The 21,732-nt window shown below is 59.7% G+C and carries 20 protein-coding genes; 14 read left to right on the forward strand and 6 right to left on the reverse strand.

What is annotated here, in order from left to right:
• From tssI to BM116_RS12380, 8 genes are all read left to right on the forward strand, one after another.
• Positions 1-1,466 (forward strand): type VI secretion system tip protein TssI/VgrG (tssI, locus tag BM116_RS12345; protein ID WP_139222363.1); only part of this gene is annotated, 1,466 nt, incomplete at its 5' end.
• Entirely contained in the window at positions 1,463-4,036 is a 2,574-nt protein-coding gene (locus tag BM116_RS12350) for a hypothetical protein (protein ID WP_083728195.1), read from the forward strand. The genes tssI and BM116_RS12350, both read left to right, overlap by 4 nt.
• Positions 4,037-4,128: 92 nt before the next feature.
• Positions 4,129-5,169 carry an IS481 family transposase gene (locus BM116_RS12355; RefSeq protein WP_083728194.1) on the forward strand — a complete coding sequence of 347 codons (1,041 nt, stop codon included), beginning with the start codon at positions 4,129-4,131 and terminating at the stop codon, positions 5,167-5,169.
• A gap of 130 nt (positions 5,170-5,299) precedes the next feature.
• Positions 5,300-5,893 (forward strand): hypothetical protein, encoded by a 594-nt coding sequence (locus BM116_RS12360; RefSeq protein ID WP_139056989.1) that lies wholly within the window; start codon positions 5,300-5,302, stop codon positions 5,891-5,893.
• Positions 5,890-7,113 carry a hypothetical protein gene (locus BM116_RS19180; RefSeq protein WP_235846751.1) on the forward strand — a complete coding sequence of 408 codons (1,224 nt, stop codon included), beginning with the start codon at positions 5,890-5,892 and terminating at the stop codon, positions 7,111-7,113. Before BM116_RS12360 ends, BM116_RS19180 begins: the two co-directional genes overlap by 4 nt.
• 99 nt (positions 7,114-7,212) lie before the next feature.
• Complete coding sequence (locus BM116_RS19185) at positions 7,213-8,439, forward strand: hypothetical protein (protein WP_235846752.1); 1,227 nt, start codon at positions 7,213-7,215, stop codon at positions 8,437-8,439.
• Between the two features lie 148 nt (positions 8,440-8,587).
• Positions 8,588-9,265: a nitroreductase gene (locus tag BM116_RS12375; RefSeq protein WP_083728191.1), complete on the forward strand. Its 678-nt coding sequence runs from the start codon at positions 8,588-8,590 to the stop codon at positions 9,263-9,265.
• Between the two features lie 71 nt (positions 9,266-9,336).
• Positions 9,337-9,567 carry a DUF6434 domain-containing protein gene (locus BM116_RS12380; protein ID WP_235846753.1) on the forward strand — a complete coding sequence of 77 codons (231 nt, stop codon included), beginning with the start codon at positions 9,337-9,339 and terminating at the stop codon, positions 9,565-9,567.
• Between the two features lie 124 nt (positions 9,568-9,691).
• On the opposite strand, the gene BM116_RS12385 is transcribed toward BM116_RS12380, so the two are convergent.
• Positions 9,692-10,264, reverse strand: a complete 573-nt coding sequence (locus BM116_RS12385; protein ID WP_083728197.1) for a Smr/MutS family protein — start codon at positions 10,262-10,264, stop codon at positions 9,692-9,694.
• 160 nt (positions 10,265-10,424) lie between these two features.
• Here BM116_RS12385 and prmB point away from each other — a divergent pair, with 160 nt between their 5' ends.
• Entirely contained in the window at positions 10,425-11,336 is a 912-nt protein-coding gene (prmB, locus tag BM116_RS12390; protein WP_083728190.1) for a 50S ribosomal protein L3 N(5)-glutamine methyltransferase, read from the forward strand.
• Positions 11,337-11,393: 57 nt separating this feature from the next.
• On the opposite strand, the gene BM116_RS12395 is transcribed toward prmB, so the two are convergent.
• Both BM116_RS12395 and BM116_RS12400 read right to left on the reverse strand, forming a co-directional pair.
• Positions 11,394-12,173: a hypothetical protein gene (locus tag BM116_RS12395; RefSeq protein WP_083728189.1), complete on the reverse strand. Its 780-nt coding sequence runs from the start codon at positions 12,171-12,173 to the stop codon at positions 11,394-11,396.
• Between the two features lie 75 nt (positions 12,174-12,248).
• Positions 12,249-13,019, reverse strand: coding sequence for a sulfite exporter TauE/SafE family protein (locus BM116_RS12400; RefSeq protein WP_083728188.1), 771 nt, complete (start codon positions 13,017-13,019; stop codon positions 12,249-12,251).
• A gap of 115 nt (positions 13,020-13,134) precedes the next feature.
• Between BM116_RS12400 and aroC the strand changes: the two genes are divergently transcribed.
• Genes aroC through BM116_RS12420 form a run of 4 tightly spaced genes read left to right on the forward strand, consistent with a single transcriptional unit; the run spans position 13,135 to position 16,131 of the window.
• The gene (gene aroC / locus BM116_RS12405; protein WP_083728187.1) at positions 13,135-14,226 is read left to right on the forward strand and encodes a chorismate synthase; all 1,092 of its coding nucleotides are present in this window, start codon (positions 13,135-13,137) and stop codon (positions 14,224-14,226) included.
• A gap of 16 nt (positions 14,227-14,242) precedes the next feature.
• Positions 14,243-15,418 (forward strand): MFS transporter, encoded by a 1,176-nt coding sequence (locus tag BM116_RS12410; RefSeq protein ID WP_083728186.1) that lies wholly within the window; start codon positions 14,243-14,245, stop codon positions 15,416-15,418.
• On the forward strand, positions 15,415-15,882 hold the full coding sequence (locus tag BM116_RS12415) for a hypothetical protein (RefSeq protein WP_083728185.1): 468 nt from the start codon (positions 15,415-15,417) through the stop codon (positions 15,880-15,882). The genes BM116_RS12410 and BM116_RS12415 overlap by 4 nt, the downstream gene beginning before the upstream one ends.
• Before the next feature lie 57 nt (positions 15,883-15,939).
• Entirely contained in the window at positions 15,940-16,131 is a 192-nt protein-coding gene (locus BM116_RS12420) for a PLDc N-terminal domain-containing protein (protein WP_083728184.1), read from the forward strand.
• A gap of 51 nt (positions 16,132-16,182) precedes the next feature.
• Here the strand turns inward: BM116_RS12420 and BM116_RS12425 are convergent, their stop codons facing one another.
• Positions 16,183-16,956, reverse strand: coding sequence for a ferredoxin--NADP reductase (locus BM116_RS12425; protein ID WP_083728183.1), 774 nt, complete (start codon positions 16,954-16,956; stop codon positions 16,183-16,185).
• A gap of 102 nt (positions 16,957-17,058) precedes the next feature.
• On the opposite strand from BM116_RS12425, the gene BM116_RS12430 reads away from it, so the two are divergent.
• Entirely contained in the window at positions 17,059-17,952 is an 894-nt protein-coding gene (locus BM116_RS12430; RefSeq protein WP_083728182.1) for a LysR family transcriptional regulator, read from the forward strand.
• Positions 17,953-18,085: 133 nt separating this feature from the next.
• On the opposite strand, the gene BM116_RS12435 is transcribed toward BM116_RS12430, so the two are convergent.
• Entirely contained in the window at positions 18,086-18,622 is a 537-nt protein-coding gene (locus BM116_RS12435; protein ID WP_083728181.1) for a glycine zipper 2TM domain-containing protein, read from the reverse strand.
• A 134-nt stretch (positions 18,623-18,756) separates the two neighbouring features.
• On the reverse strand, positions 18,757-21,615 hold the full coding sequence (locus BM116_RS12440) for a bifunctional diguanylate cyclase/phosphodiesterase (protein ID WP_169847289.1): 2,859 nt from the start codon (positions 21,613-21,615) through the stop codon (positions 18,757-18,759).
• Positions 21,616-21,732: the final 117 nt, after the last annotated feature.

Below are 21,732 nucleotides of genomic sequence, written 5' to 3' on the forward strand. Positions count from 1 at the left end.
GCTTCAGCCTGACTGCTGCTACCCGCCCGGACCGTGTGGCCCGCCGCGATTACGACTTTCTGAAACCCCGCCTGCAGCTGGAGGCTGACGCCACATTGCAAGACGGCGCGCCGCAACCAGCGCTGGAAGACTACGACTACCCTGGCCGCTTTGCCGATCGCGAGCGCGGCAAGCAACTCAGCCGCATCCACCTGCAGCGCCATCGCAGCCATCAGCTGCAAGCCAACGGCGAGAGCGACCAACCCGGCCTGCGAAGCGGGCACTTTCTGACGCTCACCGGCCACCTGCGTGATGACTGGAATGACCTCTGGCTGCTGACGAGTATCGAGCACCAAGGCAAACAGCCGCAGGTGCTGGAAGAAGCCGTAACCAGTGATACCCAAGCCAGCGATGGCTTCACCCAAGGCTACCGCAACCGCTTTATCGCCACCCCTTGGCAAGCCATCTGGCGCCCGGCCTTGGACCACCCCAAACCCCGCATCGCCGGCAGCCAAAGCGCCGTGGTTACCGGGCCAGAAGGCGAAGAAATTCACTGCGACCCGCACGGCCGCGTGAAGGTACAGTTTCATTGGGACCGTGAAGGCCAGGCCGACGACACCACCAGCTGCTGGCTGCGTGTTGCCAGCGGCTGGGCCGGCGATCGCTACGGCGCCCTGGCCATTCCCAGGGTCGGCATGGAAGTGCTGGTGAGCTTTCTCGAGGGTGATCCGGACCAGCCGCTGATCACCGGCTGTCTTTACCACGCCGAACACGTGCCGCCGGTTGATCTGCCTGCCCACAAAACCCGCAGCACCTTCAAAAGCCTCAGTTCCCCCGGCGGCGAAGGTTATAACGAGCTGCGCATTGACGACCAGAAAGGCGCCGAGCAGATCTACGTGCACGCCCAGCGCGACTGGGACCAGCGCATTGAGCACGATCAACGCCTGCACGTTGGCAATGAACGTCACGACCACATCGTCGCCAACCATTACAGCGAGCACCTGGCCGAAGTGCACCGCACTGTCCACGCCAACCGCCTTACCGAACTCAAGGCCAATGATCATCTGACGATCGCCGAGAGCCAGCACACCCGCATCGGCCAACGCCAGCTGACCGAAGCCGGGCAGGAAATTCACCTCTCCAGCGGCCGCAAGGTCGTGATCGACGCCGGCATGGAAATCACCCTCAAGGCCGGCGGCAGCTTTATCAAAATCGACCCCAGCGGCGTCACTATCACCGGCGCCAATATCCGCCTGAACTCCGGCGGCAGCCCGGGGCAGGGCACCCCGGCTGAGCCGGGGTTGCCGGCTCTGCCGGCACACACTGCACTGGACAGCGCAGGGGAAACCACTGGTAGAGCAGCGTCTAACCTGCCAGTTGCAGAGTCGAATCAGAAGACCGGGCTGGAGCAACTGATAGTAGACGTGTGGGGAGACCCGGCGTTCGGCGGGCAGGTACAGCTGCTGGACCCGGAGGATAAGCAATGAGTGAACTCAAGGACGAGTCAATCGAGCAAGGCACGCGCAAGCGCGCCCAGTATGAAAACGCACAGCGGGCCAACCTGGCGTTGAATCTTGAGCGAGAGGATGGTGGCACCCTGCAAATTCTGGTCGAGCAGGACATGCGCAGCCACGAGGAAGAGCCGGAAATTCAGCAAAATACCTTCCTGGCAATCGTCCCCATGGCACGCCTGCCTGTCAGTGAGGGGGCCGACCAGGAGCCTGTTGGTGCGCTGACCAGACCGGGGCGTATCTATGTTTTTCGCAAGGGCAAGCTCTGGCGCGAGCAGGTGTGTGATGGCAGGGGGGCGCTTGCCGACGTTGATGTGAGCTACTGGCGGAGTCAGTCGGCGGTGGGCCAACCCTGCGACGACCGTGCCCCCGTAGGCAAGCCACTGGCACTCACGTTGGTGCCCGTATTGCTACAGGGGCGCTACGTCGGCGATCAGGTCGACATGGCCTACAGCGAGATGCCCTGGAGTTGGGAGTACATCAGTTGGCTCGAGGCGGACAGTAGCAGGGTCAAGGCGCGCTGCCAGAACGTAGCGCCCGCCTGGGCAGCAGCCGTGGTCGGCAAGGAACACTGGCGCCCGACTCTTGCGATGCCGGCCGTGCTGGTCGATGCACTGGAAAGCGGCCTGCGCCCTCGAGACCTGCACCTCGAGTGCCTGCTAAGCAATCCCGACACCTTTACGCCCGCACTGCTGGAGCTTAGCCCTGAGGAGCCGCTTGTGCGCTTGTACAGCCACCAGCAGGCCCTGGCCGAACACATGTCAACACAAGGCCCGCAGCCGCTGCCGGCGTTGCCGCCTGCCAATGATGTGCTGGATGACAAAGCCCTGCGAGGCTATCCCAAACTGGTCGGCCTGTTGTTGAATGATCCGCTATTTGAGTTTCGCCATGCTGTTGAACAATCTCGTTTGGCGACCGAAACCCTGCAAACCTGCAACGCGCTGATCCCCTATCAGCCCCATGGTCGTTATGCCGAGCTGCTGCATCAGTGGGCCATGTTGGCTGATGCTCCCTTGGCCAGCTTGCGCGCGCAGGTCGACACTCAGGCACTGGACAAGTCGATGATGGAACAGGAGCGACGCATGGCCCGCGACTGCCTGCACCGGCAACTCGATCGCACCATGTCGCTGTGCCACGACGGCCTGTCGCTAGTCTGGAACGACTGGATTTACTCCCGCGATGAACGTCTGCTTGAGCCATATAGCCTGCTGATAGAACTATTGGAGCAGCTTGGCCGCCTGCCGCACGATACCGATGCGCGTAGCACCGTAGCCGATAGCCGTCGGCTGTCGCGCTCGATAGAGCGCCTGGTAACCCACCTTGCGGAAGCCAGTCACCCGCTGACGCGCACAGCGCTTGCCGCAGGGGAGGGGGAGCTGCCGGAGCTGGCGAGCCGACTGGCTGACCTTGCTGCAAAAGCGCAGCCGGCGGACCCCGAGAATATGGGGATCAGTACCCTCGCGCTGTTTGCAGGAATGGAAAGCCAAGGCGATGCCAACTATCAGTACTCCACCCAAAACCTGGCTCTGGCAGTTGATGAGTGGCTGGCGCACCTGTCGAAAGTGATGCTGATGACGCTGCGAAAGTTGCGGGTAGCCCCCTCAACTGTGCAGGTGGAATTGCCGCGCCTGTTTACACCCACAATGGGGTTGCTGAAGTCGCTGCACTCCAAGGCAAAGTCGCTTCAGTTTCTACCCCAGGGTCAGGCACTGGCGCAGGATATGGTGGTGCTGGGCGTTCATGGTGCGGGCCTGAGTTTTGGGCTGACACCTAGCGAGCGAGCCACCCTGACCCGAGAAAACTACCTTTACAGTAACCTGCAGGGTCGTTCCGGCGACGTGCTCGGCACCTCCAGCGGCAAGCTTGCAAAGGCGAACCATTTTGCGAGCAAGGACCTGGGCCGCCTCATGGTGGTTGCTGCCCCGGCAAACGATCCGCTGGTGCAGGAACTCAATAGCTGGCGGGTGGGCGTCTCGAATGTTGGGAGGGCTGCGCAACTAGCCAAGTCGCCCGCGTTGCCGCTGCTGGCGACGGTGATGGCTGCGTATAACTTGCATGTGAACGTTGAGGGTGCGAGCGGGAAGGGCAGGACTACTACCGTCGCAATCTCAGCGTCTGTAGATCTTCTCTTAGCGGCCAACAATGTCGCGCTGAAAGTTCTTGAAGGTTCCAATAGCAAGTCTCCCTGGTATGTACTTTGGGAGAAGGGACGCATCGATGTATCAAAGGTATCAGAGCGCTGGGCTGGTAATTTAAAAAGTCGTACCGGTAGCACTTGGTTAAACGCGTCTCGGATTTTAGGTGGAGGAGCCATGGCGCTCACGGCGTTGATTTTTGTTTGGGACGCCAAGCGTGCTTTTGATGCAGGAGACAAAGATGTTTCGGTGGCAAATGCTATCGCAGCAGGGGGCGGTGCGATATGGGCTTTGTATACGATCGGCGTGCTCGCAAGTCCTTGGATACTGGCAGCAGGGGTCGTGCTGCTGATCGGTGGTGCGTTAGCTGCGGCGCTGATGGCCGACTGTGCTGATACGGTATTCACCTGACAGTTGACCACTGTCAGGGGTGGTGGTCATACGGCCTCGAACCGGGTTATGAAACGGGTACCCCTACCTGTCCGTAACCTGGAGAAGCACGCATGACCACCGAGGAGAAAATAGCACGACGTAAGCTCAGCCTGCTGGACTTGGCGCAAGAGCTACGCAACGTCAGCAAGGCCTGCAAGGTGATGGGATACAGCCGCCAGCAGTTCTACGAGATCCGCAGGAATTACCAGACCTACGGGTCATCTGGCCTGCTGGATAAGCTGCCGGGCTGCAAAGGTGCGCATCCTAACCGGGTGTCGCCCGAGATTGAGCAAGCCATTCTGGACTACAGCTTACAGCGCCCTACCCATGGCCCATTACGGGTATCGCAAGAACTGGCCCTGCGCGGCATCACGGTTAGCTCAGGCGGCGTTCGAGGCGTCTGGAGCAGGCATGACTTGCTGTCCAAGCATGACCGTTTGTTGCGACTGGAACGTGAGCAAAAGGATCGTGCGCTGGAGCTCAGCGATGAGCAGATTCGCCTGCTGGAACGCTTTAGCCCTGAGTTCCGGGAGCGGCAGATTGAGGTGCATCACACCGGCGAGTTGGTTGCGATAGACACGTTCTTTGTTGGCACGCTCAAAGGCGTCGGCAAGGTTTATCTGCAAACCGTCATCGACTGCTTCAGCCGTTTTGCTTTTGGGAGGCTGTACACGAGCAAGATGCCGGTCACTGCGGTTCATGTCTTGAATAACGATGTGCTGCCGTTCTTCGAGCAGCACGCCGTGAGGGTAGAAACCGTGCTGTCGGACAACGGCCGCGAATACTGCGGCAGGCCCGATAACCACCCCTTCGAACTGTTCCTGCAGCTCGAAGGGATCGAGCACCGAACCACGCGTGTTCGACGTCCACAGAGCAATGGATTTGTGGAGCGACTACACCGCACGCTGCTGGATGAGCACTTCCGCGTGGCAGGGCGTACGACGTGGTATGAGAGCGTTGAACAGATGCAGGAGGACTTCGATAAGTACCTGCACCACTACAACTACGAGCGCCCCCACCAGGGTCGAATGATGAACGGGAGAACGCCAAGCCAAGCGTTCATCGAAGGTATTGTTGAGCAGCCAGAGCCGGCCACGGAGGACGCTGCTTAACTCAGCCCCGGAACGGGGCCGGTGTCAGGTGAATACTTGATCTGTACAGGCCGACGGTGCGATTGAGCAGGCGATTAAGCACGGCCCCTTTGGTGTTGAGCATCGTTTGTCGCATATGAACGATCCGAGAGTGGCCTATCAGCAACTGCTGGGGGCGATTGGCGAACCACAGGTGAAGATCGTTCGCTTGAGTACTTGGGTGGCGGGTGCGCCGGAACATGAAAGCCGAAAACTGGAGCTGGCTGCGCGTGCGAGCCAGCGAGATTTACACCCCCTCGACTGGGTAGTGGAGCTGAAATCCGTTTTGCTGGGCCAGTATCCCAACGACAGCCGATTCCGATTGATGGCTTCTGAGCTGCAGTGGGTCCGAGGCCATCAGACAGGCTGGAAGCGTCTACCAGCCAGGCCGCTCTCTCATTACAAGCTAGGCGCGGTGGTTATGGATGCCAGCCGCGTTGTCTATGTCCTGCCGCATGTCGGTAGTCAGGCTTACACTGGCCTGATGCAAATGCAGTACGCCCTTAAAGTGAGAGCGCAGTTTGCGTTGGGGCGACAAGACTGCAGGCCGAATGATCCCTTTCCTGCCTTCGATGATCTGGTGCTACCGCAACCCCCTGCCCGTGACTGGGCTGTTTTTAACCCGCGACTGTTTCCCGAAGATAGTGATGTTGATGGTAGCGTCCCCTACTGGCTGATTGCGCTAAGTGAGCGTGACTCCCTATGAGCCAAATTCTGACTAATACGGTTTATGCCGCCAGTGCCTACGATTCAACCTGTATACCTGCTCAACCTCCGCACAAATGGCGCGAGGACGAGAGCCGCACTGACCTACAGCGTACCCAGTTGAGCTGGGGCCATTACGCCGGCCTGGAACCTTGGCAGGTTGTTGATATGCAGTTGCAGGGGAAAGAGCAAACTTGGTTGGAGGGTGCAGGTGGCGGTGATATCTATTGTGACCACCAGCGTTGGCGATTCGAGAACTTCAATAAAATAATTTTGCTATTGAGTTTCTTTAAATACTTTTCTTTGTTTTTTCTTGCATGGCTATTTTGGGCGATCTCTGTCGTGGGGCCTTTGCCAGAGGCCGACCATCAAACAAAGCTCATTTCTTTCGCTATAGGTGTATTTTCTGTGCTTATGATCGGATTGAGTGCTTGGCTGTACTGGGAACGAAGCTTAAGTTCCTACTTGATTCTGGCTGGTTGTGGCCTATGCGTTAGTGTTTCGTGCGCTATAGCTGACTACTTAGTATTAGGTAAGGGCTACAGCGTTTTTGGGCCTCCTGCGATAATGTGCGCTTCCATATTTATGGGCACTATCGGATTTGACCTATTGGTTGCTCTTTACCTGCGCCTGTTCAAATACGACGGCAGCGGTTTCAATCGTCAGACCGGGATGGTGACCGTTGCGCGTCGCTTTCGTAAGCCCTTTATGGCGCCGTTCTATGAGTTTGATGTCACCATGGAATACCGCCCTGGCTCGCACGGCAGCGGTGGTATGGCGCTCTGGCTACACCACAGGTACACCACCTGTGAGGTGTTCTTGGGTGGCAAACTGCATCCCCTGGGGCTTTCACCAGAGGAGGCGATGGCCTTCTGGGACTGCCTGCAACGCTACATGGATATCAGTCAGCCGCTGCCGGACTTACCGGTGCTGGAGCAATTCCGCCACCTTGATCCGACTACCGCGCGGTACGACGCTCAAAGCGGCAGGCCCCCACGCCGCTGGCGTGATACCAATGCCCGCGCCTGGCAACGGCGCGGCCAGCATGAATCCATGCGCCGCAACGCAGCCTATCGTTGGCAACAACAACCCTGCATTCTGCGCGCACGTATCGATCCGCAGTTAAGCATCGAGGCTTATTACCGCGACCAAGAAGCCCGTGGCATTCAGGCTACGCCCAAGGCAGAAGACTTTGACAATATTCATCGTGCTGGTGCGTAAAGCCCAGCACTGAAAAGGTCGTGCTGGTTAGAAACGTAAACTGCAGCTCACCGATTCAAGAAGGTTTGTACGTGGTTTCGCGTCAGCAAAGGAGCTGAATTGGACAGCCTTTCAACTGGCCTTACATACGCCGACAGCGCCTATGATTCGCGCCAAATACCCCGGCAGCCTCCTCATAAATGGCAGCAAGACGAAAACCGTACCAATCTTCGCCGTACCCAGTTGAGCTGGGGGCATTACGCTGGACTTGATCCGTGGCAGGTTGTCGATATGCAGCTGCAGGGGAAGGAGCAAGCATGGTTAGAGCGCACTGGTGGTGGCGATACTTATTGTGATCATCAGCGCTGGAGATTTGAGAATTTCAATAAGATTATATTGTTGTTTATTTATTTTAAGTACTTTTTCCTCCTCGTTATTACTTGGATGTCTTGGGCATTTTCAGTGGTGGAGCTAATACCCGATGAGTCTGATGACGTTCATCAGGTGGCTGCCTTACTGATGGGGCTCGGAGTTTTTTGCCTAATTATGATGGTTGTCAGTGTCTGGCTATATTGGGAGAAAAGCTTTAAATCATACTTGGTGCACGCAATCTCGGGTCTAGGAGTAAGCGTTGTATGTGTATCTATTGCGCACTTTTGGCTTGACAAGGACGTAGAGATTTTCTGGTTTCCAGTGGCCATGGGGCTATCCATATTTATGGCAGCCATCGGTTTTGATCTGTTGATCGCTCTTTACCTGCGCCTGTTCAAATACGACGGCAGCGGATTTAACCGTCAGACCGGGATGGTGACCGTCGCACGTCGCTTTCGTAAGCCCTTTATGGCGCCGTTCTATGAGTTTGATGTCACCATGGAATACCGTCCCGGCTCGCACGGCAGCGGTGGTATGGCGCTCTGGCTACACCACAGGTACACCACCTGTGAGGTGTTCTTGGGCGGCAAACTGCATCCCCTGGGGCTTTCACCGGAAGAGGCGATGGCGTTCTGGGACTGTCTGCAGCGCTATATGGATACCAGTCAGCCTCTGCCGGACTTACCGGTGCTGGAGCAGTTCCGCCACCTTGATCCGACTACCGCGCGGTACGACGCTCAAAGCGGCAGGCCACCACGCCGCTGGCGTGATACCAATGCCCGCGCCTGGCAACGGCGCGGCCAGCATGAATCCATGCGCCGCAACGCAGCCTATAGTTGGCAACAACAACCCTGCATTCTGCGCGCTCGCATCGACCCTGAGTTGAGCATCGAGACCTACTACCGCGACCAAGAAGCCCGTGGCATTCAGGCTACGCCCAAGGCGGATGACTATGACAACGTTCATCGCGGCTGAGGAGGGTGTTCGTTGTCTGGTTTGCCGCTTTGCCCTCAGTTGCTGAATACCCCTTTATAGCCGCTGGCTGACCGCCATCAGCCGCCCTGTTTGTTGTGCTACCGTCGGCGGATAACAAGTCGAGGTTTCATGCAGGAGGAGTGCAGCGGTGAATTACGATGATGTGGTGTTGGGGCGGCGCAGTATCCGTGCTTTTCGGCAACAGCCGGTGCCGCGCGAAGTACTTGAGGAGGTAATCAGTCTGGCCACACGTGCGCCGTCATCAATGAACTCCCAGCCTTGGCACCTGCATGTGTTGACCGGCGAGCCGCTGGACCGTATTCGAGCAGAGAACACCGAGCGCATGGTCACTGGCGTAGCGCCGTCCAAGGAAACCCGCGATTCAGGCAGCTACGAAGGTGTGCATCGCCAGCGTCAGGTTGAGATCGCGGTGCAGCTGTTCGAGGCCATGGGCATCGCCCGGGACGATAAGGAAAAGCGGCAGGACTGGGTGTTGCGCGGCTTTCGTCAGTTTGATGCGCCGGTATCGGTGGTGGTGACCTACGACCGCCAGTTGCGTGAGGGTGATATTGCGCAGTTTGATTGTGGCGCTTTGGTCAACGGGTTGGTCAACGCGGCCTGGTCGCGTGGATTGGGCTGTGTAGTTAACAGTCAGGGCATCATGCATTCACCGGTGGTGCGCGAGCACGCGGGTATTCCGGATGATCAGGTGATCATTATCTGTGTGGCGATGGGCTATCCCGACGACAGCTTCCCGGCCAACGCAGTGGTGTCGCGCCGCCGTGAGGTGGCAGAGGTGGCCAGTTTTGTAGGCTTTGCCGAGTAGTACGCGCGCTGGCGTGACCTTTGGGGGCGCCTTTCGGGCGTTCCCACCTTAAAGACTGTGAGGGCATAAGCGTGAAAGATGAGGCTCTGGAGCTCTCTGCCTTTGATTGGCATCGAGACGTGATCACCCCGCAGACGCCAGTCAATGCGGGATATCGCAACGCCCAGAATGTGCGTTGCTTTATGCGTGAGGCTTGTGGCCCGGCATTTCGCTTTGACAGGTCCTTTATGGCCTGGATGAGTGACGGCACGCCGAAAACCATGGGGGACGCGGCGGCTGAGTGGCTGAAGCAAAATGCCTGATTATCGGGACGCGCTAGTCGGTAGGCGACGGCTTGTCCAAACAGCAAAGACGGTAAGTGGGTGAAAGGCGCTTGCCGGCCTTTTTCTTTCCACCTCATCCAGGCTTCCAGCTTCCAGCTTCCACTCAGTCGTCCCTTCCCTCAAGCATGTTTCTGCGCAGCAGCACGTAGACCGATCCGGTGCCGCCGTGGCGGGGGATGCAGGAGGTGAAGGCGAGCACCTTGTCGTGCTGCCTGAGCCAGGTGTTGACGTGGCTTTTCATCAGCGGTTTGCGGCCGTCCAGCCTGCGAGCCTTGCCGTGAGTAACCCTGACACAGCGGATCTCCTGCTTGACCGCCTCGGCGAGAAAAGCCCATAGCAGCTCGCGGGCGCGCTCGATCGTCATGCCGTGTAAATCGATGGAGCCGTCGAAGGGTATCTGGGCTTGCTTGAGCTTGCGCAGCTGCGCGTCCTGCACACCGTTTGATGCCCAGGCCAGTTCCTGCTCGGGGTCCACGTCTATGACGAACTGGTCTGACAGGCCATCAACCACGACGGCGCTGTCTTTGAGGGTCGCACGCTGGCGACTGGCGGCGATGCTGGCGCGGTCGCGAGGGGCTTTGCCGACCTCGGCCTGGTCGTGCTTCAGACGCTTGGCGCCTTGCACGGCCTGACGGAAAAGGTCGAGATCGTCGTCGGGAGAAAAGTCCTGTGGCATGCTGCTGGCCGGTACGCAAAAAAGGCTAGTGTAACAGCTGCGGCTTATCGAAAAGCCAGCCTGGCGCGCGATTGCGCCGGTGTTTGTTTGCATTCGCGGCTGTTCGCAAGCGGTCTGGCGGGTAAAATGGATGCCTGCTTTGAATAAGGACTCTTGCATCATGAGTGAATACGCCGCTTTGCACAGCATTCAGGATCTGGTTCGCTGGGGCGTCAGTCGCTTCCATCAGGCCGAGTTGTTTTTTGGCCATGGCACCGATAATGCCTGGGATGAGTCGCGGTTGTTGGTGCTGCACGCCCTGTACCTGCCCTGGGAGACGCCGCAGGAGTACCTGCATTGTCGCGTAACCGACGAGGAGCGTGACGCCGTTGTGGCGTTGCTGGAGGAGCGTATTCGGTTGCGCATGCCGGCCGCCTATCTGACCGGACACGCACGTTTTGCCGGGCTGGATTTTGTGGTGGATGATCGGGTACTGGTGCCGCGTTCACCCATCGCCGAGCTGATTGATGGCCGCTTTGAACCTTGGCTTGAGCGCGCGCCGTTGCGCATTCTGGACCTGTGCACCGGTAGCGGCTGCATTGGTATCGCTTGCGCCTACGCGTTTCCTGAGGCCGAGGTGGTGCTGGCAGACCTGTCTGCCGATGCGCTGGCGGTGGCCGAACAGAATATCGAGATGCACGAATTGGCCGAGCGGGTTGAGGCGCGCTGGTCGGATGGCTTCGATGGGCTGGCTGGCGAGCGCTTTGATCTGATTGTCAGCAATCCGCCCTATGTGGATGCCGAAGACATGAGCTTGTTGCCCGACGAGTATCGACACGAGCCGGAGATGGGGCTGGCCGCAGGGGATGACGGGCTTGACCTGGTGCGCCGGATGCTGGCCGAGGCGGCGGACTACCTGACCGAGGACGGCGTGCTGGTAATCGAGGTCGGTAACAGCATGGTGCACGTGATGGCCGAGTGGCCAGAAGTGGATTTTGAGTGGGTCAAGTTCCGGCAGGGTGGCCACGGTGTGTTTGTGCTGAGCGCAGAGCAGTGCCGTCACTTTCAGTCACTGTTTGCCGAGAGCCTGTAACGCGTTTTAGCGGCTGGTGCGTGGCGTTCGCTGCGCAGGTCTTTGCTCAGGGTTGGCTCAGCGCAGCACAACCCACAGCAGCATCAACGCCTGAAAAATCGAGAAGACAATCAGACAGCCGATGGCGAAGCGGTTGCCCAGGTCCGCGCGCTTGTAGCTGGCGATGGCAGACTCGAGCTGGTTGATCTGGGCGCTTTGTTTCTGGGTCAGGCCCTCGTGCTCCCGCAGTTGGGCGAGCAGGTTGTTGACCTGTAGAGGTTGGATGCGCTCGGTATTCCAGCTGCCGATCAGGTCGTTGACGCGGTTGGCCTGGGCGATAGCGGTACCGGCCTCGCTGTCCAACGGGGTAATGCTGAAGCCTGCATGGCTGAGGATGGTGTCGCGGGCTTTGCGGGCGTCCTCGGTGGCGCTGTCACTGTCGCGCAGGGTGATGGGCGTCACAGCGTAGTCGCCGCAGTAGCGCTGGCACCAGTGAATCAACTGAGCGAGCATGAAGGTTCCCAGTCCGCGCTGACCAGGCTGTATCTGCACGCCTTCTATCGGGCCAAAGCGCACCCGCTTGCGCTTGTGGTCCACCAGCACTTCCATCCGGTTACCGGACTCGGCGAGCGGCTCTCCTTCAAAGCGTACCTGCAAGCGCAGCAGCTCCAGCGCGCCAGCCTGCTCCTGGGTGACCGCGATCTGGGCGAGCTTTTCCGGGTGCACCAGCATGCGCGCCTTGAACACGGGCTTGAGCTGCACCCAGTAGGAATCCGACGGTTTGGCGCGGGCGAACGGGTCCCGCAGGGCGCTTTGCTCCGGGGGAGTGCGGTCAGCCAGTGCGTCGGTTGAGGTCATGCTGTCATCCTGGGGGCTACGGGTGCTTGTGCACCTCTCCAGCCTGTATCGGCCGGATGACGGTTTTCTGTAATGTCACCACCAGCTGGACGCGGCTTCCCAGATCAGGCGAGCAGCCAACAAGCTGAGCACCAGGTTGAACAGTCGTCCAAAGTGCCGATCACTCATACGCTTGAGCAGATGCAGGCCTAGCCAGGTGCCCAGTGCGCCAGCGGCGATCATGGCCGCCATCAGGGCGAGCCAGTCATGAAAGATAAACCCTGCGGCGCTAAAGGCAAAGGCTTTGGGCAAGTGCTGCAGGCTCATGGCGGCGGCAAAGGTGGCGACTGTCTGCAACCGCTGGTGTGCTTGCTGCTGCTTGATGAAAGCGGCGACCAATGGCCCGGTGGCGCCGACAAACAGGCTGAGAAAGCTGGTAATCACCGAGGCGAGCAGGGTGCCGACAGGGCCGGTGGCTACCTTGGGTATTGCTGGCCCCCAGCACAGCAGCAGAATAAACAGCGCGATACTCAGTTGCACTACTGCCAGCGGCAGGCGCACCAGCAGCAGGCTGGCAGCCAGCGCCCCCAAAACCACGCCAGGGGCAAACCAGGCGATGACCCGCATGTTGATATGGCGCCAGGTCATCAGGGCGCGATTGGCGTTGGACCCCAGTTGCACCATGCCATGGACCGGAATGATTGCGGCAGCCGGCATGATCAGCGCCATGATAGCCAGGAGCATGACGCCACCGCCGGCGCCCATCGCAGCGGTTACCGCAGAGGTGAAGGCGGCGGCGAGGATCAGGATCAGCGCCCAGTGCGGAGCCAGGTTGTCGGGTAGCAGTAGTGGCAGCAACTCGCTCATGGTGGCTCCGGCGTCAAAGAGGAGGGCGTAGCCTACCCGCCGGGCCGCAGACTGTCACCGTTAACGGCCAGCGGGTATACTGCCGCACTGCCCATGTTTAGCTCAGGTTCTTGGTATGTCTGGAAACACGCTCGGTACCCTCTTCACCGTTACCACGGCTGGCGAAAGCCACGGCCCGGCGCTGGTCGCCATTGTTGATGGCTGCCCGCCCGGCCTGCCGTTGTCGAGCGAGGACCTGCAGCGTGATCTGGATCGCCGCAAGCCCGGCACCAGCCGCCACACCACCCAGCGTCAGGAGGCCGATGAGGTCGAAATCCTGTCCGGAGTGTTTGAAGGCGTAACTACCGGTTGCCCGATTGGTCTGCTGATTCGCAATACGGATCAGAAGTCCAAGGACTACTCGGCGATCAAGGATCTGTTCCGCCCGGCCCACGCCGACTACACCTACCATCACAAGTACGGCCTGCGCGATTATCGCGGCGGCGGCCGTTCGTCCGCGCGTGAAACCGCCATGCGCGTTGCTGCCGGTGCCATTGCCAAGAAATATCTGGCGGCCCAAGGCATCCAGGTGCGTGGTTACATGAGCCAGCTGGGCCCCATCGAGATTCCTTTCAAGAGCTGGGATGGCGTGAACGACAACGCGTTTTTCAGCCCGGATCCGGACAAGATTCCCGAGCTGGAGGCCTACATGGATCAGCTGCGCCGTGATCAGGACTCGGTCGGCGCCAAGATCACTGTCGTTGCCGAAGGCGTGCCGCCGGGGCTGGGTGAGCCGATTTTCGACCGCCTGGACGCCGAGTTGGCTTACGCCCTGATGAGCATCAATGCGGTCAAGGGTGTCGAGATCGGTGCAGGCTTTGCGTCGGTTGCTCAGCGTGGTACCGAGCATCGCGACGAGCTGACGCCGGAAGGTTTTGTCAGCAACCAGGCTGGCGGAGTACTGGGCGGCATCTCCTCCGGCCAGCCGATTGTGGCGAGCCTGGCGCTGAAGCCGACCTCCAGCATTACTACCCCCGGCCGCTCCATTGACGTGAACGGTGAGCCGGTCGATGTGATTACCAAAGGTCGCCACGATCCGTGCGTCGGCATTCGTGCAACGCCGATTGCCGAAGCCATGATGGCACTGGTGCTGATGGACCACCTGCTGCGTCACCGTGCGCAGAACGCTGACGTCAAGGTCACCACTCCGGTGCTGGGTCAGCTCTGACCCGGCGCGCGCAGCCGTGAGCACGGTCGCGGGTTCACCACTGCCGTATTGGCGGCTGTCCGGTTTCTATTTTGCCTACTTCGCCCTGCTGGGCGGGGTAGCGCCATTCCTGTCGCTTTATTTCGAATCGCTGGGCTTTTCGCCGGCGCGCATTGGCGAGCTGGTTGCCATCCCCATGCTGATGCGCTGCATTGCGCCCAACCTGTGGGGTTGGCTGGGCGATGCTACCGGGCAGCGTCTGCTGATCGTCCGGGTAGGCGCGCTGCTGACTGCGCTGTGTTTTGCGGGCATCTTCTGGCGGCAGGACTACTGGTGGCTGGCGGCGATCATGGCGCTGCACAGCTTCTTCTGGCACGCCGTCTTGCCGCAGTTTGAAGCCATTACTCTGGCGCACCTGGGTAGTCAGTCTGCGCGCTATAGCCAGCTGCGTCTTTGGGGCTCGGTTGGCTTTATCCTGACAGTGGTCTTGCTGGGCTTGCTGCTGCAGCGTGCCGGCATGGCTGTCTACCCCATGGCGATGTTCGGCATCATGCTGCTGATTGCAGTGTGCAGCAGCCTGGTACCGCAGCCGCCACGCCAGCCTGCCAGCGCCGCGGTGGCCGGCGACGGGTTCTTGCGGCGTCTGCGTCAGCCCGGTGTGCCTGCCTTTTTTGTGGCCGTGGCGTTGATGCAGCTGTCGCACGGGCCTTATTACACCTTTCTCAGTATCCACCTCGAGGCGCTGGGCTATGGTCGAGGCCTCATTGGCCTGCTCTGGGCGCTTGGGGTGTTGGCCGAGATCGTGCTGTTTATGTTCATGCACCGCCTGCTGGCCTGGATAAGCCTGCGGCAATTGCTGGTGGTCAGCTTTGCTTTGGCAGCGTTGCGCTGGCTGTTGCTCGGTACGCTGGCAGAGGAGATGCTGGTTCTGCTGTTTGCCCAGCTGCTGCATGCAGCGACATTCGGTGCATTTCATGTTGCCTCCATTCATCTGGTGCAACAACGTTTTGGCGAAAGGTATCAGGGACAGGGGCAGGCACTTTATGCCACGCTGGCAGGCATTGGCGGTGCGCTGGGTGCACTGTGTTCCGGTTACGCCTGGGCTGGCATGGGGCCCACGCTGACGTTTGCCGCTGCCGCGCTGGCAGCCTTTGTCGGCATGTTGCTATTGCTGCTACGCCTGCACGACCAATCATCAAAGGGGGCTGGATGAGCATTCTGGCGGTTTACGGGGTGGAGGATCTGCAGTGTCCACGCCGGGTACTGACTCATAGGCAGGATATTGAAACCGAGCTGGCGGCGATGGGTATTACGCTGTTGCCGGCCGAGGCGCCGGCTATGGTCGGGGCCCAGCGTAAACATGAGTGCCATGGTGCGCCTGCCTATGAACAGCCGGAGGAGCGCATTGATGGTGCTCAGGTTTTTGTTTGCGGGGCGCTGGAGCGCCGTATAGAGCGGGGGCGGGTGAGGCTGTGCCTGCTCAACGCGTCGTCGGTACTGCTCATTGCTCTGCGCGCTGGTGATCGCCTGACCTTGCCTGCCGGATTATCGCAATGTATGTTGCCCACGCCCGGTGATACCTGCAGCTGGGTGGATACGGCCGCCGTGGAAAGTGCCCTGGCGTATCAGCCGGTTCCCCAATCTGCGCTGGTCATGCTGGCGCCGCTGGAGGTCTGACAGCGGGATTGGCGAGCGCCTCCTATACTGTGGTGACACACAAAATGGGGGTACGTTATGAACATCAACACTGGCGGTGGGCTGATCGGCCTGCTGATTCTGATTGGCGATATCTGGGCCATCATCAACATTTTGCAGAGTAACGCCGGCATGGGGGCCAAGCTGTTGTGGATTCTGCTGGTGGTGTTGCTGCCGCTGCTGGGGCTGATTATCTGGTTTGTCGCGGGCCCGCGCGGCGGGAAGGTATAGAAAAAGCCCTCGGTGCATGAGCACCGGGGGCTTCTTCGTTACAGAGGCTGCTTATTTCTCGACGAAGGCGCGCTCGATCACATAGTGACCCTGGTCGCCGTGGCGGGCTTCCTGGAAGCCGTGCGCGTCGAGGATTTCACAGCAATCTTTCAGCATGCTGGGGCTGCCGCACAGCATGAAGCGGTCTTGCTCCAGGTCAAATTTCGGCAGGCCGATATCTTCGAACAGCTTGCCGTTGCTCATCAGGTCGGTCAGACGGCCTTCGTTGCGGAAGGGCTCGCGGGTAACCGTAGGGTAGTAAATCAGCTTCTCGCGTACCAGATCACCGAAGTACTCGTTGTTCGGCAGGATGTCGGTAATCAGTTCCTGATAGGCCAGGTCGCTGACATTGCGGCAGCCGTGGGTCAGAATGACCTTGTCGTACTGTTCGTAGGTTTCCGGGTCCTGAATGATGCTGATGAACGGCGCAAGACCGGTGCCAGTGCTGAGCAGATACAGGTTGCGGCCGGGGATCAGGTGGTCCAGCACCAGGGTCCCAGTCGGCTTACGGCTGATCATGATCTGGTCGCCGGTCTGAATGTTCTGCAAGCGTGAGGTCAGTGGGCCGTCCTGCACCTTGATGCTGAAGAACTCCAGAGTTTCCTCGTGGTTCGGGCTGGCGATGCTGTAGGCGCGCATCAACGGGCGACCTTCCACTTCCAGACCGATCATGATGAAGTGTCCGTTCTTGAAACGGAAACCCGGATCACGGGTGGTCTTGAAGCTGAACAGGGTATCTGTCCAGTGGTGCACGCTGAGTACTTTCTCGGTGTTGAAACCTGCCATGACGCCTCCAGAAGTGAACATCTCTTGGCTGGGGAGTCTACGCGCGGTTAGTCTTGCCGTTAAAGAGAATTGTTCTTATATAGCTATTCGGTAAAATCGATTATGAAATATACCCTGCGGCAGCTTGAGGTTTTTCTGGCCACGGCGCATTACGAAAACCTGACCCGCGCCGCTGCCAGCCTCTCGATGTCGCAGTCTGCGGCCAGCAGCGCGCTGAAGGATCTGGAAAGCCAGTTTGACGTGCAGCTGTTCGACCGGGTAGGCAAGCGCCTGCAGCTTAATGCGCTGGGTGACAGCATCCGTCCTCGCGCGCAGGCGCTGTTGGAGCAGGCGAGCAGTCTGGAGGAGGCCCTGGCCCGACATCAGGGCACCGGACATTTGCGCGTCGGCGCTACGCTGAGTATCGGTAACTACCTGGCAGTCGAGATCATGGCGCGGTACATGAGTGAGCAGGAGGGCGCTCGGGTAGAGCTGGAGGTGGCCAATACCGAGACCATCGTGCGCAAGGTGGCCAACTTTGAACTCGACCTGGGTCTGATCGAGGGCGAAAGCCGGCACCCTGACCTGGAAATGGTGCACTGGCGTGATGACGAACTGGTGGTGTTCTGCGCGCCAGATCATCCGTTGGCCGGCAAGCCCTGGCTATCGGATGACGACCTGCTTGATGCAGCGTGGATTGTCCGTGAGCAGGGCTCGGGCACGCGGCAGCACTTTGACTGGGCTATGCATGGGCTGCTGGCCAATATGGATATCAAGCTGGAGCTGCAGCATACCGAGGCCATCAAGCGTGCGGTGGAGGCGGGACTGGGGCTCGGTTGCCTGTCGGAGATCACGCTGGTCGATGCGTTCAATCGCGGGCGCCTGGTGCCGCTCCCTGTGCCGCATCGGGACTTTCATCGCCGTTTCTACTTCGCTTTGCACCGGCAGAAGTTTCGCAGCACTGGTGTGGAACGTTGGCTGGAGTTGTGCCGCGAGAGCACTCAGGGGCTGGAGTAAAGGCTGCCTGACAGGCAGCACGCGCTGTGTGGGTGGCATAAGGGCGTGATGGGGCAGGTTGCCAAGCGGCACCCTGAAAAAACAAGGCCGCGATGCTTGCGCATGGCGGCCTTGCGTTTACAGCGTGGGTAAATCAGTTGCTGCTCAGCACCAGCTGACCGTCTTTCAGCGGGATGCTGCTGCCGGGTTTCTCGTCCATGCGGACAGTGCCGGTTTCATCGCCGATGCGGTATTTTACGTTGTAGCCGACGACCTCGTCGTGGCTGTCGTAGACAGTCTCACAACGACGCTCGGTAGTGGTGTAGGTGCTGTTGTTCTGCATGTTTTCCTGTACGCGGTTGCCGGCATAACCGCCAGCGGCAGCACCTGCGACGGTGGCGATCTTCTTGCCGCTGCCGCCGCCTACCTGGTTGCCCAGGGCGCCGCCGACGACCGCGCCGGCGATGGTGCCAAGGATGCGGTTTTGATCCTGCACAGGTTTTTGCCGGGTGACGGCGACGTCATTGCAGACTTCCCGTGGGGTCCGTTGAGTTTCCGTGATTTCGGCTACATCAAGAACTTCAGCCTCGGTAGGGGTGGTGTCCACAAAGGCGGTGTAACCGGCAATGGCGCCGCCAGCTGTGGCTACCGCCGCGCCGATCAGGACGCCTGTCAACATAGACTTGTTCATGATGAGTACTCCTTTCCTGCCTATGATCTGAGGTCGCAACACGGTGTTGCGCTCCATGCCGATATGACAGCAAAGGTTGGCAGCCGTTCCCTTGGAGGCCGCGGATTCCGTCGCTTTGTGATCAAGTTGGCGGTTTAGGTGACGGCGTAGTCCGGCGGATTTTGCAGCAGGCTGCGTAGCTGGCTGGCGTCCATCGGCCTGCCGAACAGGTAGCCCTGAAATTGCTCGCAGCCTTGCTGGTGCAGAAATGTGAGCTGTTCCTGAGTTTCCACGCCCTCGGCGATCAGGCCCAGGTGCAAGCTGGTGGCAATCGCGATGATCGCGCGGATGATTTCGGCGTCGTTGGGATTGTGCGGGCAGTCGCGAACAAAGGATTGATCAATTTTCAGCAGGTCAACCGGCAGCTGTTTCAGGTAGCTGAGGGAGGAGTAGCCGGTACCGAAATCGTCGATGGCGAAGTGCACGCCGTGGCTGCGCAGCAGGTTCATCTTGTCGATGGTGTCGTTGATGTTCTCGATCACGATACCCTCGGTGATCTCCAGGCTCAGACATCTGGTCGGGATGTCGTGCAGGGCGATGGCCTCCAGCACGTCGTCGACAAAACTGGCATGGCGGAACTGGCGCGGGCTGATATTCACACTCAGGCTGAATTGCGGAGTGATCAGGCCGGCCTCCAGCAGTTCGGCGATGAAGGCGCAGGCCTGATGCAGAATCTGGCGACCTGCCTCGAGAATCAGGGTGCTTTGTTCGAGAACATCGATAAAGGCGCCGGGGCCTATCAGACCACGCTCCGGATGTTGCCAGCGCAACAGTGATTCGGCGCCTTCAATGCGCTGGCTGCGATAATCAAACTGCGGCTGGTAGTACAGGCAGAACTGCCCCTTGCTGATGGCCCGTCGCAGCTCGGATTCGATGGCCAGGCGTTCACTGGCCGCCACCTGCATCGATTGTTCAAAAAAGGCTATGCCGTCACGCCCGCGTTCCTTGACCCGGTACAGGGCTATATCGGCGCGTTTTAGCAGGTCTTCCGCGCTGTCGCCGTGGTCCGGTATCAGGGCAATGCCGATGCTGGCGCTGAGTTGCAGTGCGTGCCCCTCAATCTGCATGGGTGCAGAGATGGCATCAAGCAGCTCGCGGGCGGCACGCTCTACTTCCTGCGCGAGCGCTGCGCCATTGCTGGTAAAGCCGCTGAGCAGTACAACAAATTCATCCCCGCCAAGGCGGGCAACGGTATCTTCGGCTCGCACGCGGCAAAGCAGGCGGCGGGTTACCTCTTGCAGCACGGCGTCGCCACAGGAGTGCCCGAGCGAGTCGTTAATGTGTTTGAAATGGTCGAGGTCAAAGAACAGCAGGGCGCCTCGCAGGCCGTGGCGCTGGTGCAGGGCATTGAGTTGGCTCAGGCGGTCGCTCAGCAACAGGCGATTGGGCAGGTTGGTCAGTGCGTCGTGGTACGCGAGGTGTTTGACGCGGGCCTCAATGCGCTTCTGTTCGCTGATGTCGCGGGCGGTCAGCAACATGCAGTCGAGGCCATCCAGGGTTAGCGGCTGGGCCGAAATGGAGACAAGTATCTCTTTGCCGTGGCGTGTGCGGATACGCATCTCTCGCCCGTATACGCCGCCCTTTTCCTCCATCGTGCGGATCAGGTCGTCGCGCTCGTTTGCGTCTATCCAGATGCCGAGCTCGTCGACCGTGCGGCCAATGGCTTCCTCTGAGCTGTAGCCGGTCAGGCGACAAAAGCCGTCATTCACTTCGAGTTGGCGGCCGGTCTTCAGTTCGCTGATGCTGATCGAGTCGGGGCTGCCCTTGAAAGCGCGGGCAAACTTGTCTTCCGATGCGCGCAGCGCCGATTCGGCCTGGGTTCGCGCAGTGATATCGCGGAAGCTGAACAGCACGCACTGCTGGTGGTTGATACGAATACGTGTGCTGCCCACCTCACATAACAGCAAATGCCCGTTGTTGGTGGAAAAGGTCTCGGTAAAGCCGTGCAGCTCACGTTCACCACGCGCGGCTTGTTGCAGGCTGCGGTGTGCGCTGTGCGAGCTCCACAGGCCGATCTCTTCGGGTTGGCGCCCAATCAGATCAAGTGCGCTGTAGCCGAAGGTGCGCGCAAAGCTCTGGTTGACCTCTATGACGCGCTGATTGTGCAGCAGGCAGTAGGGGTCAGGCGCGTTTTGAAACAGGATGGCGAACTTGGCTTCACTTTCAACCAGAGCGTTCTGGTTGCGGCGCTGGTCGGTAATGTCGACCAGTGTGCCAATCATGCGTGCGGGCCGGCCCTGCTGATTGAGGTGCAAGGTGGCGGTCGCCTGCAGCCAGCGCTGGCGCTTGTTGACGGTGACGCGATAGGTTAACCGGTAACGCGGCTCGCGCCCCCGACAGATGGCAATGAAGGCGCGGCGAATGGCCTGCCGGTCCTCGGCAACGACATGCTGCAGGAAGTGGCTTGCGCAGCCGTCCCAGTCGTCGCTCTGGAAGCCGTGCAGCTCTGCACTGCGGGCAGAGCAGTGCAAGGCGTCGGTCGCTATCTGCCAATCCCAGATGCCCATTTGGCCGGCCTCCAGCGCCATTTTCAGGCGGCTGCGGCTGTCTTTTAGCGCTTGATCGCTGGCGTTGCTGCTTGAGCGTGGCTGCAGGCAGAGCAATAGCTGCTGGTTGAGTTTGACGATGCTCACCTGATAGCTGAGCAGGCCGCCATCACGGCGCAGCAATTCGATGGGTTGATCGTGTAGTGAGTTATGGCGCTGCTGGCTGCGCATCATGGCGCGCCAGCGCCTCGGGTGGCCCCATAGCGGAAAGTCGCCAGCGGGCTGTCCGAGCAGTTGCTGGCGTTCGTATTGCGTGGCCTCAATAAACGCCGGGTTGGCGTCGATGATGAGCTGGGTTTGACTGTCAATGAGCAGTGCAGGCCCAGGCATGCCGTTGAACAACAGCACAAAGGAGGAATCGGTCGCAGTGGAGGGAGTCGGCGGGGCGACTCCGGTTTTGCCTGGCATTGATGTTTGATCCATTTTGGGACCAACCAGGCCGGCGAAAAGCGATGGTTGGCCCGATGCCGAGCAGGGTGTTTGGGCGTCTTGCCCGGCGGTTTCCGACTACCTTGACCTTAGTCG

The sequence above is a fragment of the Halopseudomonas pachastrellae genome (assembly GCF_900114765.1).
Lineage (GTDB): Bacteria > Pseudomonadota > Gammaproteobacteria > Pseudomonadales > Pseudomonadaceae > Halopseudomonas > Halopseudomonas pachastrellae.